General features: G+C 71.3%; 13 protein-coding genes and 3 pseudogenes. 9 read left to right on the top strand and 7 right to left on the bottom strand.

Translation table 11 applies throughout. The features are described 5' to 3' along the window. Position 1 precedes the first annotated feature (1 nt). Positions 2-757, top strand: coding sequence for a hypothetical protein (locus tag AB0F82_RS36605; RefSeq protein ID WP_362635646.1), 756 nt, complete (start codon positions 2-4; stop codon positions 755-757). Between the two features lie 120 nt (positions 758-877). Here AB0F82_RS36605 and AB0F82_RS36600 read toward each other — a convergent pair whose 3' ends face one another. The 6 genes from AB0F82_RS36600 to AB0F82_RS36575 all read right to left on the bottom strand — a co-directional run bounded on the left by AB0F82_RS36600 (position 878) and on the right by AB0F82_RS36575 (position 4535). After that, positions 878-1114: a hypothetical protein gene (locus AB0F82_RS36600; protein WP_362635645.1), complete on the bottom strand. Its 237-nt coding sequence runs from the start codon at positions 1112-1114 to the stop codon at positions 878-880. A 196-nt stretch (positions 1115-1310) separates the two neighbouring features. Further along, a complete protein-coding gene (locus tag AB0F82_RS36595) occupies positions 1311-1718 on the bottom strand; it encodes a hypothetical protein (protein WP_362635644.1) in 408 nt (135 codons plus the stop codon). Between the two features lie 77 nt (positions 1719-1795). Beyond that, the gene (locus AB0F82_RS36590) at positions 1796-2155 is read right to left on the bottom strand and encodes a hypothetical protein (RefSeq protein ID WP_362635641.1); all 360 of its coding nucleotides are present in this window, start codon (positions 2153-2155) and stop codon (positions 1796-1798) included. A 58-nt stretch (positions 2156-2213) separates the two neighbouring features. Continuing rightward, a complete protein-coding gene (locus AB0F82_RS36585; protein ID WP_362635639.1) occupies positions 2214-2906 on the bottom strand; it encodes an HNH endonuclease family protein in 693 nt (230 codons plus the stop codon). 244 nt (positions 2907-3150) lie between these two features. After that, a complete protein-coding gene (locus tag AB0F82_RS36580) occupies positions 3151-3621 on the bottom strand; it encodes a lamin tail domain-containing protein (protein WP_362635637.1) in 471 nt (156 codons plus the stop codon). Between the two features lie 620 nt (positions 3622-4241). Then, a complete protein-coding gene (locus AB0F82_RS36575) occupies positions 4242-4535 on the bottom strand; it encodes a hypothetical protein (protein WP_362635635.1) in 294 nt (97 codons plus the stop codon). A gap of 295 nt (positions 4536-4830) precedes the next feature. Between AB0F82_RS36575 and AB0F82_RS36570 the strand changes: the two genes are divergently transcribed. Continuing rightward, positions 4831-6567 carry a serine/threonine-protein kinase gene (locus tag AB0F82_RS36570; protein ID WP_362635632.1) on the top strand — a complete coding sequence of 579 codons (1737 nt, stop codon included), beginning with the start codon at positions 4831-4833 and terminating at the stop codon, positions 6565-6567. A 77-nt stretch (positions 6568-6644) separates the two neighbouring features. Here the strand turns inward: AB0F82_RS36570 and AB0F82_RS36565 are convergent, their stop codons facing one another. Next, entirely contained in the window at positions 6645-6809 is a 165-nt protein-coding gene (locus AB0F82_RS36565) for a hypothetical protein (protein ID WP_362635630.1), read from the bottom strand. Between the two features lie 23 nt (positions 6810-6832). On the opposite strand from AB0F82_RS36565, the pseudogene tap reads away from it, so the two are divergent. The 7 genes and pseudogenes from tap to AB0F82_RS36530 form a co-directional block, all read left to right on the top strand. Further along, positions 6833-8682 (top strand): annotated as a pseudogene (gene tap / locus AB0F82_RS36560) (telomere-associated protein Tap); the annotation flags it as partial. Beyond that, positions 8682-9237 (top strand): annotated as a pseudogene (gene tpg, locus AB0F82_RS36555) (telomere-protecting terminal protein Tpg). The pseudogenes tap and tpg, both read left to right, overlap by 1 nt. 298 nt (positions 9238-9535) lie before the next feature. Further along, positions 9536-10120: a ferredoxin gene (locus AB0F82_RS36550; protein WP_362635627.1), complete on the top strand. Its 585-nt coding sequence runs from the start codon at positions 9536-9538 to the stop codon at positions 10118-10120. Between the two features lie 149 nt (positions 10121-10269). Next, positions 10270-10404, top strand: a pseudogene (locus AB0F82_RS36545) (DUF6233 domain-containing protein); the annotation flags it as partial. Positions 10405-10494: 90 nt separating this feature from the next. Further along, positions 10495-10761, top strand: a complete 267-nt coding sequence (locus AB0F82_RS36540) for a DUF6233 domain-containing protein (protein WP_362635624.1) — start codon at positions 10495-10497, stop codon at positions 10759-10761. A 133-nt stretch (positions 10762-10894) separates the two neighbouring features. Further along, on the top strand, positions 10895-11179 hold the full coding sequence (locus AB0F82_RS36535) for a hypothetical protein (protein ID WP_362635622.1): 285 nt from the start codon (positions 10895-10897) through the stop codon (positions 11177-11179). 307 nt (positions 11180-11486) lie between these two features. After that, on the top strand, positions 11487-11918 hold the full coding sequence (locus AB0F82_RS36530) for a peptidase inhibitor family I36 protein (RefSeq protein ID WP_362635619.1): 432 nt from the start codon (positions 11487-11489) through the stop codon (positions 11916-11918). The last annotated feature ends 213 nt before the right edge of the window (positions 11919-12131 follow it).

Here is a 12131-nt window from a genome sequence, read left to right as displayed (position 1 = left end):
TATGAGACTCACACTCGACGAAAATTGGACCGCAACAACGACGGGAGAGCCGCTGCGCGTTACCCCCCGTTTCAGCTTCCGTGACTTCTCTGTACGTATCGCGCCGTACTCCGGCGCGGACGAGCGAAGCCGGTACCTGACAGGCACCTTCGGCAGCTCGGCGTGGCTCTGGGACACACCCGACGAACTCCGGTTCGACCCGGTCGACCGGGAACTCGTCGGCGCCGAGTTCCAGATCGTCAGTGAGGCCGCCGACCCCGAGGACTCTGCCCGCGTTCCCACCACGCCCTTGGTCCAGCCAGGCGGCCTTCGGGCGGAGGAGGCCCGGGACTTCCGCCTGGAGATGACCACGGAGCTCTGCCGGTCTCCCGGCGACACCGTACTCACCTGTCTACGCGACCTCGACGTCCTCGACGAGCCGCTGGCGGCCCGAATCGGCATCGCCCCCGACGTGGCGCTCCTCGTCCAGCACGGCACCGTGGTCGGCTGGGATCTCACCGACCCAGTGAGGTACCTGACCAGCGGCTTCGCCGCCCCTGACCCGACTCCCCCCGTCCCGGCCACCCGGCAATTGTTCACCGAGTGCATGGACATCATCACCACCCCGCTGTTCGACGAGGTGAGGGACCGGAATCCGGCCGCCCTGGCCAGACTCCGAACCCTCTACCACGACCTGCGAGACCAGCAGGAGGACCTGCACCGAATCAACGCTCTGGCCACAGTCATCGCCGACAAGGTCGAGCAACACGGGGAATAGCGCACCGCCGATGTAACTGTCGGCAGCTGTTCCAGCGCCGTGGACATCGCTCACCACGCATCACGGTCTGCTGCAGCCCGACGAGCTTCGGGGGCATCTGCGGCCAGTCCGTGCCCTGCATCAGTACGGCCATACCGTCGTCGCCGAGGTGGCCATGCAGCCGGCCGACCAGCCCGGCGCCATCTTCTCGGCGTCCCCGCCGAGTTCCTCTTCCTTTCCGGTGAGGCGCTTCTGGGCGGCGCGGCGAACCGCGTCGGAGATGGTCATCACCAGGCGGTAGGCCATCGCCGCCGTGTGCGCGGCCTCCCCCAGCGCTTCGGCGAGCGGCTCGGGCAGCGGCGGGTATCCGGACGTCATCAGCAACGGCTCCCTCGCTCGGGGCGGGGTCAGCGGGTACGGGCTGGCGGGCCCGGCCGGTCCGGCGGACTCTGCCCCGGGCGAGGGCGGGCCGGCACACCGGTAACGGGCCCCGCGTACGGCAGGCCCCAGCCAGCCGTACGCGTCGTGCCCGTGGTGCGCGGCTTCGGGCCCGCCTCGGGCGGGCGGGTGCCGGTCAGGGCGGCCGCGTCGCGCAGCAGCACGGCCGCGGCGCCGCCCCCGCGGGCGGCGTGCGGGGTGTGCTCCACAACGCCCGTGCCGACGAGCGCCATCCGGCGCGGGCACGGCCCTCCAGGGAACGGCCGCCGGGGGCGCGGGCGGCCTGCTCGAACGCGTCGGCCGCCGCCCGGACGCGGTCACGGACCAGGGCCGGGGCGTGCTCGGCGGCCACCGCCAGGAGGTCGCCGAGGGCGGTGACATCCCCGGCACCGTCAGCTTGTCCGGCGCGGCCCAGGAGCGCGGAGGCTTCCCGGATCCGGTGCTCGGCCAGCGCCCAGTCGGCCGCGGTGACAGCGGGCTCGAAGCGTTCGCGGACGCGGGGCAGGGACAGGTCGTAGGCGAGCGTGGAACCGGAGAACCACACCGGCCGGCTGCCGCCCTCTACGGCACCTGGCGCGCACGCCGATGAACCCGACGGACGGCCTCGGCGCATGCCGGGAGTCAGAAGCCGACGGCAACGCGCTCGCTGACCGCGACAGCCGCACGCCGACACCCCGCCCGGACGGCAGCCAGGTCCGCCCGTACGTCCGACCCCCGCCGCGCGCTGGCGGCCGCGGACGCCCGATCGGCTGCCGCGTGCAGTTCTGCCCGCGCGGCCGCACCGTCACCGGGGAGCACCGTGATCTCGGCGGCCTCCGCGATCGTCGCCACCAGCCGCGCCAGCTCCGCAGGCCCAGGCGCCGGCCCGTGGATGTGAACGCCGAGCAGCCGGGGCGCCCACCCTGCGAGGGCGCCCCGGACCTGCTCGCACACGCCGTCGATCCCCACGTGCGGGCCGTCGGGCGCGGTACCGGCGCTCATCTCCCCATGGTCACCGGCGCCACCGACAACACGCCTCGGCCCGGGCTCGACCGCCCAGCTACGGGGCGGGGGTGAACTCCACGTCGGTGCCGCCACAGCCGGCCGCGATGTCCAGCAGCCGGTCCCGCTCCATCTCGTCGACCGCGAGGCCCCAGCGGAGCTTGGTCGCGGTCCACTCCGCGCCGTACGGGCACAGCGCGTCCGGAGCCGGCGGCAGCCACTCCGCGGGGTCCTGGTCGGCCTTGCTCCTGTTCGAGCGTGCCGTCACCGCGACCAGGTAGGCGGGCTGGCCCTGGTCATTGGCGTACGCCTCGCGGCGCGCGGGCGTCCACGCCGACGCTCCCGAGTCCCAGGCCTCGGCGATCGGGACCATGTGGTCGATGTCCAGCGCCCCGGCCGGGGTGACCTCGCGCTCGTCGGAGTACGACCACCACACGCCGCCGGTCAGGGTGCAGCCCGGACCGATCTCCGGATAGACGACCGCCTCGGCCAGGAGGACCTCGGCTCGGGTGTTGCAGCCGTCGGCCGGGATGTCGCCGGCGTTCCAGTGCCGGAAGGAGGTGCGCTGGTAGCCGGTCCGGTCCTCCACCGCGGTCGGGAGCGCGGAGACCGCGACACCGATCGGCAGGACCTGCGGCACAGCAGCGGCCGGAGCGGCCGGGCGTGCGCTCGCCTCGGCGGCGGCGGGGAGGGAAAGGGTCATTGCGAGGACAGCGGCGGCCGCGACAGCGGACCGCTTCATGATCATCATGGGTCCGGTTCTACCGGCCCTCTCACCGTCAGCGACAGGCTACGCGGGTCGGTTCACCCGCCCGCGCACGGCAGTTCACCGGCGAAGCGCCACTGCACACCTGCCCCCGTGCAGCAGTGCGGGCCGCCGCCCGGTGGGGCGACGGCCCGTGCTCGCGGCCGGTCAGCGGCGGTGGCCGCCTGGTCCAGCTACGGGTGGGTCCTCGCGCAGGCTCTCGGCATGGGTGCCGCCTGCGCGCGGGGTGTTAGCGGCGGCGGCCCCAGGACTCGGTGTCGACGGTGCGGCCGCGGTCGTCGCGCAGGGTGGCGGTGTCGGAGCGGTTGTCCCAGACGTAGGCGCGGCGGTCCTGGAAGAGGTCGGTGCGGGTGTCGCGGCCGTTGCCGGTGTGGATGCGGATCGTGTTGCGGCCGGCGAGGCGGACGTTGTCGAAGCGGTAGCGGTTGCCGTCGTTGTCGCGCAGGGTCCAGCCTCGGAGGTTGATGGCGTTGCGGGTGGTGTTGGTGATCTCCACCCACTCGGCGTTCAGGGAGCGGTTGGAGCGGTCGTCGCGTCCGGGGCTGTCGGCCTGGACCCGGCTGATCTCCACCCGCGGGTGCCGCTGGTGGTGACGATCCCCGTCGTGCGCGGCCGCCGGCAGCGCCGCGGCGGAGACGATCGCACCGGCGGCCAGAACCGTGGCGGCGATACGGCGTACGGAGGAAGAAGCAGAAGACATGGGTGGCGCTCCCTCAAGAACAGCGCTCCACCAGACGAAACGGGTTGGTAGAGGCACTTGCGGTGTCGGCCCGGAGTGAGCCGAGGACCACACTCTCGACCCGACACGAGCCCCACCGCACCCCCCGCAGACGTCGGCTACCGGACACGGACATATCCGTCACACTCGCCTGCCAGATGCACGCATTTCATCCGAACATGCCCCTGACATTCACTGACCGCTACACCTACCCGCCCCGGAAGCCGCGCCTCCGGTTCGGCGTGCTCCGGCGCACCACCGGGCGCACGCCTCGGCACCTCACCCGACCGGGCTAGTTGATCAGGTAACAACCGTTCTGCGGGCTTCTTCGCACGCGTATGCGTGATTCGTACATGCGTCACACCCTGCGGCAGGCTGATGCCGCACCTCGCGGGGTAAGTCTCGTACCGCTTTCGGTGGACTGGGTACGCGGGCACCCAGGCCGCGGCAGCCTGGAGGCGCGGGCCCTCTGGTGGGACGGCCCGATCGGACGCGCGCGGGCAGGGGTGGGTCGTGGTGGACAGGGTGCTGAAGGCGGTGGGGGCTGCGCATGAGGGGGCTGTGGGGGTGCTGCTGCCCGACGGCACCGAGCCGGGCCCGGTCTACTTGGACGGGGGCAGCGGCCCGAGCATGCCGTCCTCGACCGAGTGGCACGCATACGACGGCCGCCACGGCCGGCCCCGGGCCGCGGTCTTTCGGGGCAGCTGCTCGTGCGGCTGGCGGGGCGCGGCCGAGTACCCGCTCGACTCGCCGCGCCGGGTCTGCAGGAGCAGGCGACCGCCGGGGCCGGTGGGGGTGAAGAGGATCGCGCGGTGGCCGTCGAACTTCTGCTCCGCCGCGAAGCCGCTCGCCAGGACGCCGGAGCCGGGGACGTACTCGCCGGCCTGAGCGAGCATCGGCTCGAAGGTGCGGGGTGAGAACCACTCGGGATGGCCTCCCTCAGCGCTTGCTTCGGGCCTGGCACCCGACAGCCTCCCCCGGACTGCCCTGTGTGGCGCGTGGATAGGGCCAGAGGGCCCTGCCGAGTCAGGCTCCGGGGTGGGCCGGCTTCTGCTGTGACTCCACAAGCCGGGCCCGGCACTCCTGGCAGCGCGCAGCTATCTCACCCACGTCGTCCTGGGGACTGGTGCGGGCCACCGAATGCCGAGCCGCATAGGGTGAGCTCAAATTCGCGGACGGCAGGGGGAATTCATGAGCGGATCCGTGACGAGTGGAGTCTTCCAGGTGCTGGAGGCGGACGACCCGCCGATGGTCGCCGGGTACCGGATCGCCGCCAGGCTGGGCGCGGGCGGCATGGGGAAGGTGTACCTGTCCCACACACCTGGAGGGCGAGCCATCGCCATCAAGGTGATCCGGCCCGAGTTCGCCCAGGACCCCGAATTCCGCCAGCGGTTCCGTCGCGAGGTTCAGTCCGCCCAACGAGTACAGGGCCTGTACACCGCCGCGGTCATCGACAGCGATGCCGACGGGCCGACTCCCTGGCTGGCCACCGCCTACGTGCCGGGGCCCACGGTCTCTGCAGCGGTGGCCGAGCACGGCCGCCTGCCTGCCCGGACCGTCCTGATGCTCGTGGCCGGGATCGCTGAGGCTCTTCAGGTCATCCACGGCGCGGGCATCGTGCACCGTGACCTAAAACCGTCAAACGTACTGCTCGCCTCGGACGGCCCCCGAGTGATCGACTTCGGCATTGCTCGGGCCGCCGACGCAACCTCGCTCACCGCCAGCGGGGTCGCCATCGGAACGCCCTCCTTCATGGCCCCGGAGCAGGCCGCAGGCGGGGAGATCAGCGACGCCACGGATGTGTTCGCCCTCGGGCAGGTGGCTGCGTACGCCGCCTTGGGTGCACCCGTGTATGGCGAGGGCCCCTCGCACGGGGTGCTCTACCGGATCGTTCACGAAGATCCCGACCTGAGCGGCCTTCCCACCGAACTGCGGACCCTTGTCTCGCGCTGCCTCGTCAAGGAACCGGCTGGCCGAGCCTCGTTGACCGAAATTCTCAACCTGTGCGGTGCCGCCGCGGGCCAGACACAGCTGCGCAGGCCCGAGGACTGGCTCCCAGCCGGACTCGCGGCGGGCATCTCCAAACGCCCGCCAGTCCCGAACCCGGTACCGACCGCACCGGCCTTTGATCCCACCCCACCGACGTCCCGGCCCGCCCCCACCCCGGCACCCCAGTCGGCCACTGCCTCCGCTATCTCACGGCCAGTCGTCGGATCTCCGCAGCTCGCCGGGCAGTACCAGGCCTCGCCCATGGGACACCAACCCCAGGGATACGGCCCGCCCGGTGGCTACGCTCCGACGCAGACCGTCCATCCTGCGCGCCCGATGCTGATGCCCGGTCACCCGTACATGCCGCCGCCCGCGCGACCGCGAAACCGCACCGCCGTCATCCTGGTATCCGTCTTCGGAGGGCTGCTCCTGGTTCTCGCCGGCTGCGGAGCGATGCTCAACATGTTTTCCCGCGAGGCCGACGACCGCAGGACCACCGACGGATCCAGCAGCAACGCGAGCGCTTCCGCCAAGGCAACGCCCCGCCCCGACCCGCAGCCCGAGACGTATACGGACATCAAACTCGCGTACGACTACCACCTGAAGTTCGCCGACGTCCCACTGGAGCCCGTCCAGTACAGCATGGACGACATCTTCTACAACTGCGGATTCGGAAGCTGCGAATTCGCCACCTTCGGCGCCAAACTCGCCCGACTCGACAGCGGCACCGACGGCTCCCTGCAGGCCTGCCGTCAGGAGACCCGCTTCACCACCCGCATCCCCGTCGAGGCACTTTCGAAGGGCAGCCGCATGTGCGTCAGGACGAACAACGGGAGCATCGCGATGATCACCTACAAGGGCAGATCGTCGAAGGACGAACCCAGTACCTACGCCATCTTGGACGTCACGGTGTGGAGGGGAGCGGACCGCAAGGACTGACGAGATGGTTTCCCCCGCATCCCGAATGAAGGCTGCCCCGCCGCGGTGGCTCCCCGACGGGGCGCGGCGCGCCGAGGTCACTTTTTGGAGGAGGCCACGATGGCGACGAGGACACCGGTGATGGTGAACACGATAGTGACGCCCGCGACGGTGAGCGGCATGGCGAGCGAGGGGTGCGCAGCGGTTACGTAGAGAAGGCCGGCGCCGATGACGAGTACCAGGAGGACGAAGACCAGCACCAAGAGGGGCAGGAGAGCAGTCGTTTCCGGCGAATCGGGCGCGGCTGCGTGAGGTGGCCGGTGTCACGCAAGCCCGGCTCGCGGCCGCGTTGAAGTCGACGCAGACGGTGAAGAACTGGGAGAACGGCCGCTCCGAGCCGCGCCCGCCGCGCCTGCAGGCCTACCTGCGGCTGCTGGACGGCTGGGCCGAGCGGTACCCCACGCCAGCCGCCTCCGCGCCCGTGCCCGCTCCGGCTGCGGTTCCGGAGGCGTTCGCCGGGCTGTGGAGCAACCCGCAGGGCCCGCCCCGGCCGTCTCCACCAACGCCGCTGCACCGGGTCCGGTCGCAAAGGCGCCGATGGAGACGGCCGGGCCGTCGGCGACGTCGCGCCGCCCGGCGGGGAAAGCCGCCGCGCCGGCGGCCGTCGACCCGCGGTTCCCGCACGGCCCGTTGGTGGTCCTGGACGGCGACGGGAGCGCGTACGGCGTCGACGGGATCGTGCTGGACTGCCCGGCCACCAACGTCCCGCAGTTGGTGGAGTGGACGCTGAAGGAGTCCGGGCTCGGTACCCCGCGCCTGAACCGCAACGGCAAGGACTCCGACCCGCTGATCGTGCTGACCGCGGCTGCCGCCGTACGGCTGGGCCTGCCCGAGCGGCTGGAGGGCCACGAGCAGCGCCGCTCCCTGCGTCTGGAGGACGACCACCCAGTCGTCAAGCAGCTCGCCAAGGCAAGGTGGAAGCTGACCAAGCGGGGGTTCGGGCCGTGGGCACGGATCTACCGGCCGGCGCAGGCCGGGCAGCGTCAGTGCGTGCAGCTCGCGATCCTGTCGTGGGACGCGCTCGATGCCCGGGCCTGGCCGGGCGTCGCGGGCATGGAGCCGGCCGAGGTCGCCCGCGTGCTGGGTACCTACGCGGCCCGGGTAATCACCCCGCGCGGCTCCACCGCCACCTCCGGGCTGGAGCTCATGACCGCGCTGCGGCCGCCGACCCGCGCCGTGAAGAACGAGACCACGGGTGAGTGGGCATCCGCGTACAACCCCGGCTCGCTCGGCACCGAGCCGATGGACCCCGCCCCGCCGGAAGCGCCCGCCGAACACCCTGTCGCACAAGGGTGGACGGGCGGGTTCCTGGACGAGGAGGCGTACCAGTGGGTGCGGGATCCGCAGCTGCTGTCGGATGAGGAGTGCCTGCTGCCGTATGCGGTCGGCCTGGATCTGAACACCGCGTTCCTCGCTGCGGCCGCGCGCCTGGTCGTCGGCCTGTCCGCACCGGACCACTTCCACGCGCCGAAGTTCAACAAGAAGATCCCGGGCTCCTGGCTGGTGGACCTGTCCGGGATCGAGCTGGACCCGCGGCTGCCGTCGCCGTTCACGCCGTCCGGGCAGCGGCCCGAGGGGCCGGCCTGGTACCAGACGCACACCGTCGCCTACGCCCAGGAGCTCGGCTTCGACGTCGCCCCGATCGAGGCCTTCCTGCGCCGGGAAACGGGTGCGTATCTGGATCCGTGGCACGACCGCCTGAAGACCGCCTACGCCGACACGCTCGCTGACCTCGGCGTGTCCGCCGATCTGGACGACCGGCAGTTCCTCGCCGCCATGGAGCAGCACAAGAACGTCGACCCGGGGATGGCGGCTGTGCTGGCGGCGATCAAGGCGACGGTCAAGGGCGGCATCGGCAAGCTCCGCGAACGCCCCCAGGGACGCCACTACCGCGACGGGGAGCGGTGGCCGGCGCTGGAACGGCCGACCTGGCGGCCCGACATCCGGGCCGCGGTCATCTCCAAGGCGCGGGTCAACATGCACCGCAAGATGTCCAACACGGCGAAGGCGACCGGGCAGTACCCGCTCGGCGTGCTCTCGGACTGTGTCGTCTACGCGACGAAGGAGAGTAGGCCGTGGGGGACATCGATGACGCTCTGGAGCGCGCGGACCGGGAGGTCTTCACGCGGGAGCCGCCCAAGACGCTGAAGGGCCGCATCAACTTCCTGATGGGCAAGTTGAAGACGACCAGGGCCGTCGCCGCAGAGCTGGGGGTCAACCAGCGGTCGGTGGAGCGCTACCGCACCGGGGAACGCAAGACCCCGCCGAAGGCGATCACCGACCGGGATCGACACCGCCGTACGCGCACGCTGGCAGCCCAAGGTCCGCGAGCGCCGCCGCAAGGAAGCCGCCACCCGCACCGGCATCACCATCGAGACCCGCGCCCGGTTCGGGTACTCGGCCCCGATCGGCACCACCGACGACGGGCGCATGCGTCGGCTCACCGTCCACCTCCCGCCGGCTTACGCGCAGCGCCTCTTCGATGCGCAGCAGCAGGGCGCCCCCGATCCTGAACTGCGGGCGATCGTCGCCGAAGGTCTCCAGGACATCTACTTCAAGGACGGCGGCACCCGCGCCGACCACCTCGAAGTCGAATTCACCGACATCGACTACATCGACGTGTCGTTCTAGGCGGTCACGTCCGCCCGGAGCAGGCTCGCCCCCTCCAAGGAACACGCGACGGGGGTCACCGCGTCGGTGACCACCGCCGCCCGCTTCCTGCGCAGGGGGCTTGTCTCAGCTGGGTAGCGCAAAGGCGAGGTTCACGTTCAAGCAGCCGGCTCGGCTGGCCCAAGCCTCCACGCAGCCCTGCCGCGCGCCTTGGACAGCGGAATCGCGCCGACTCCGCTGCCGGCGGCTGCCGGCGTCTAACGGGACGGGGAAGTGACCCGGCTCGTAGTAGGGCTCGCGAGCTGGCATCCTGCGGATCATGGCCTACTGGGATCCGATACCGACAGTTCGCGCCTTGGTGGGCGAACCCCACCCGCTATGGCGGGGCGACCTGGTGAGGCATGACTGGTCCGGGGCTGCGCCCGACGGGTGGCAGAGGCGGGACTGGCGAAACGTCCCGGGCCCGTTCTACACAGCCAGCACCGACAACTGCCTCACCGGGCGGCAGTGCGCGCCCCAGTATGTCGCGTACGAAGACGAGTACTGCACCGAGTTCGTCTACCGCCAGCCGGTCCAGGTTTTCGGCGTGCATGAGTTGACCTGTGCTGCGGAGTGCGACCCCTTCGGGGGGTACGGCGGGGACGGCGACCGTCACTGGACTCTGGAGCTGGTTCGGGACTGGTGGTACGACCGTGGCAGGGCCCGCGAGTGGGCCGCACGCGTCGGATGGGGCGAGTGGGCAACGTCCGAGCGCGAGGAGTTCCGGGACGCCGCCGAAGGAGCACGGGCGTACCTCGCCCATCTGGACCACGGCCTCGGCGAGTACCTGCGCAACTACATGTTCTGGCTGGCTGAAGGCCGCCCGGCCGCCCCTGACGAGCGCCTCCCGGAACTCGACGCGTAGATATGGATACCGAACCGCGCTGAGGTAGGAAGACCGGCCCGTCACACGGGCCCCACCGCCGGGCAGCTGCGCCCGCTGCCCGGGGTCGACCTCAGTCGCATCCCGGCCACCCCCGTACCCGTACCTGGGCGCCGGCCCGGTGGGCGTGGCTGCTCGACGGCCGCACGCACGGACGCCCGGCCACCGTCCGCGCCGAGGGCTGCCTTAGCGCCACCGACCGCGCACACCCACTCGGCACCATGCAGGCTCCCGACGCGTTCGCACGCCCCGGCACGACGGCGTGCGCTCGATGCTGCGCCACCGATCCTCGGCCAGAGAACTCTCTGTTCGAGGCGTGCAGGGCCGCGCGGCGGGCGCAGTACGGGGGCTCAACCGTGTCTGTTCTGCCGCCGGACCTGCTTCGGCTGCGGACGCTGGTCACCTACCTGCGCGGTGAACTCGGCCGGGTCGAGCGGGCGCTGGCCACGGCCGAGGAGCGCGAGGCCCTGGCCGCGTCCCGGCGGCCGCCGAAAGAGCCGCCCGCGTGGCTCATCGAGCGCGGAATCGGAAGCGGCCGGCTTCCGGCCCGCGTCCATACCGGGGACTGCTGGGACACCGGATCGAGCGGCCCCTTCGTCCGTGAGAACCCCTTCGGTCTGTAGCCGTGCCACCTGCACGGCCTGATCTACTCCACGATCCACAGCACCGACGACGCTACCGACGACCGCTCGGCCGAGCGCGACTGGCAGCAAGCCACCGGGCGTTCCCTGACCGCGCTCAGCACGGGAGGACCGGATGCTGCTGGTCGGCTGTCTGCGCCAGGTCTTCCTGCCGGCCCGCGACTTCCGCCTCGCCCTTGGCAGACTGCCGACCCCGCCTGGGCGTACATCGGGGCTCGGTGTGGAAGCCGATCCCCCGCCGTCCCGGACCGATAACGAAAGCGGCCTGGAGGCGGCGGACGCCATCGTCGAGCTGCTGTTGCACTTGACGCGCCGTCAGCAGGAGTCCCGCTCGCTCACTGCTTCCCGCAGCGCCGCCGTCGTACACACCGGGCTGATGCCAGCCGATTCGCAGAGATGACCGCGTGCAACCCCACCAAGGCGCACCGCCACGTCCGCGCACGCCGACGCCGACGCCGACGCCGCAGTGTCGGAGCACCAGGCGGCGGCGCTGGGGCACTCGCGGCGCACAGTGGTGAAGCGGTGCGCTCCCTGCGACCCAGCCAGACCGGGGACTATACGTGAATGTCCTGTCGCTTTGGGTAATCGTGCTGGCAGGGTGGGCGTGGATGTGTGGGCGTAGCCGGGGCTTCCGGCCGCAGGGGCTGGGCCGACTGTGCGGCGCCTGCTGCTCTGCACGACAGGAATCCGACCCAAGGAGTCAGTACATGCCCGTTCCCAGGATTCTCGCGCTCGTCAGTGCGACCGTAGCCGTGACGGCGGCGCTGGCCGGTGTCACCCCCGCCCAGGCCCGGCCCGCGCTGGCCGGGACCGGTTCGGCCGTCACCGCCATGCGGGACCAGATCCAGTGCCCCCGCGGATTCGTGTGCATCTACCCCGAGATCCACTTCGAGGGCCAGCCCTACGTCAAACGTGCCACCGACGGCTCGGTCCGGCACCTGCCGGACTACATCCGCGGCAAGGGCAGCTCGGTCATCAACAACAGCAGCCGCACCGCGAGGGTCTATCAGAAGGACAACTACTTCGGCCGGCACGTGTGCGTCGGGGCCGACGGCGGCACCATCGCAGACCTGCGCTCCTACCAGCTCAACGACACCACCCACTCTTTGAAGAACAACACCACACCCTGCGGCGCGTAAGGAGGCGTGGGAGACCGAAGCCGCCGCGCTCCGGTCCTGCCGGCAAGCCACGGGCGTCGGCGGCGCACTTCGGGCGCCGCCTGCGTCCTGGCTGCGGTACACATGGCCTGCAGCGTTAGCTAGTGCTGTGACCGGGAAGGTTCGCCGGGTTGGGTGGTCAGGCCGCGGTGGGTAGGGGTCTGCCGCCCCAGCGGAGGCCTCTTTCGCTGCGGA

The organism is Streptomyces virginiae (genome assembly GCF_040638905.1).
GTDB lineage: Bacteria > Actinomycetota > Actinomycetes > Streptomycetales > Streptomycetaceae > Streptomyces > Streptomyces virginiae_B.
This window is presented reverse-complemented; position numbering and strand designations above follow the sequence as displayed.

Bases quoted from the DNA above. Each gene is read 5' to 3' on its own strand.
- AB0F82_RS36605 (WP_362635646.1), top strand. From the start codon at position 2: ATGAGACTCACACTCGACGAAAATTGGACCGCAACAACGACGGGAGAG.
- AB0F82_RS36600 (WP_362635645.1), bottom strand. From the start codon at position 1,114: ATGACGTCCGGATACCCGCCGCTGCCCGAGCCGCTCGCCGAAGCGCTG.
- AB0F82_RS36590 (WP_362635641.1), bottom strand. From the start codon at position 2,155: ATGAGCGCCGGTACCGCGCCCGACGGCCCGCACGTGGGGATCGACGGC.
- AB0F82_RS36585 (WP_362635639.1), bottom strand. From the start codon at position 2,906: ATGATGATCATGAAGCGGTCCGCTGTCGCGGCCGCCGCTGTCCTCGCA.
- AB0F82_RS36580 (WP_362635637.1), bottom strand. From the start codon at position 3,621: ATGTCTTCTGCTTCTTCCTCCGTACGCCGTATCGCCGCCACGGTTCTG.
- AB0F82_RS36575 (WP_362635635.1), bottom strand. From the start codon at position 4,535: ATGCTCGCTCAGGCCGGCGAGTACGTCCCCGGCTCCGGCGTCCTGGCG.
- AB0F82_RS36570 (WP_362635632.1), top strand. From the start codon at position 4,831: ATGAGCGGATCCGTGACGAGTGGAGTCTTCCAGGTGCTGGAGGCGGAC.
- AB0F82_RS36550 (WP_362635627.1), top strand. From the start codon at position 9,536: ATGGCCTACTGGGATCCGATACCGACAGTTCGCGCCTTGGTGGGCGAA.
- AB0F82_RS36535 (WP_362635622.1), top strand. From the start codon at position 10,895: ATGCTGCTGGTCGGCTGTCTGCGCCAGGTCTTCCTGCCGGCCCGCGAC.
- AB0F82_RS36530 (WP_362635619.1), top strand. From the start codon at position 11,487: ATGCCCGTTCCCAGGATTCTCGCGCTCGTCAGTGCGACCGTAGCCGTG.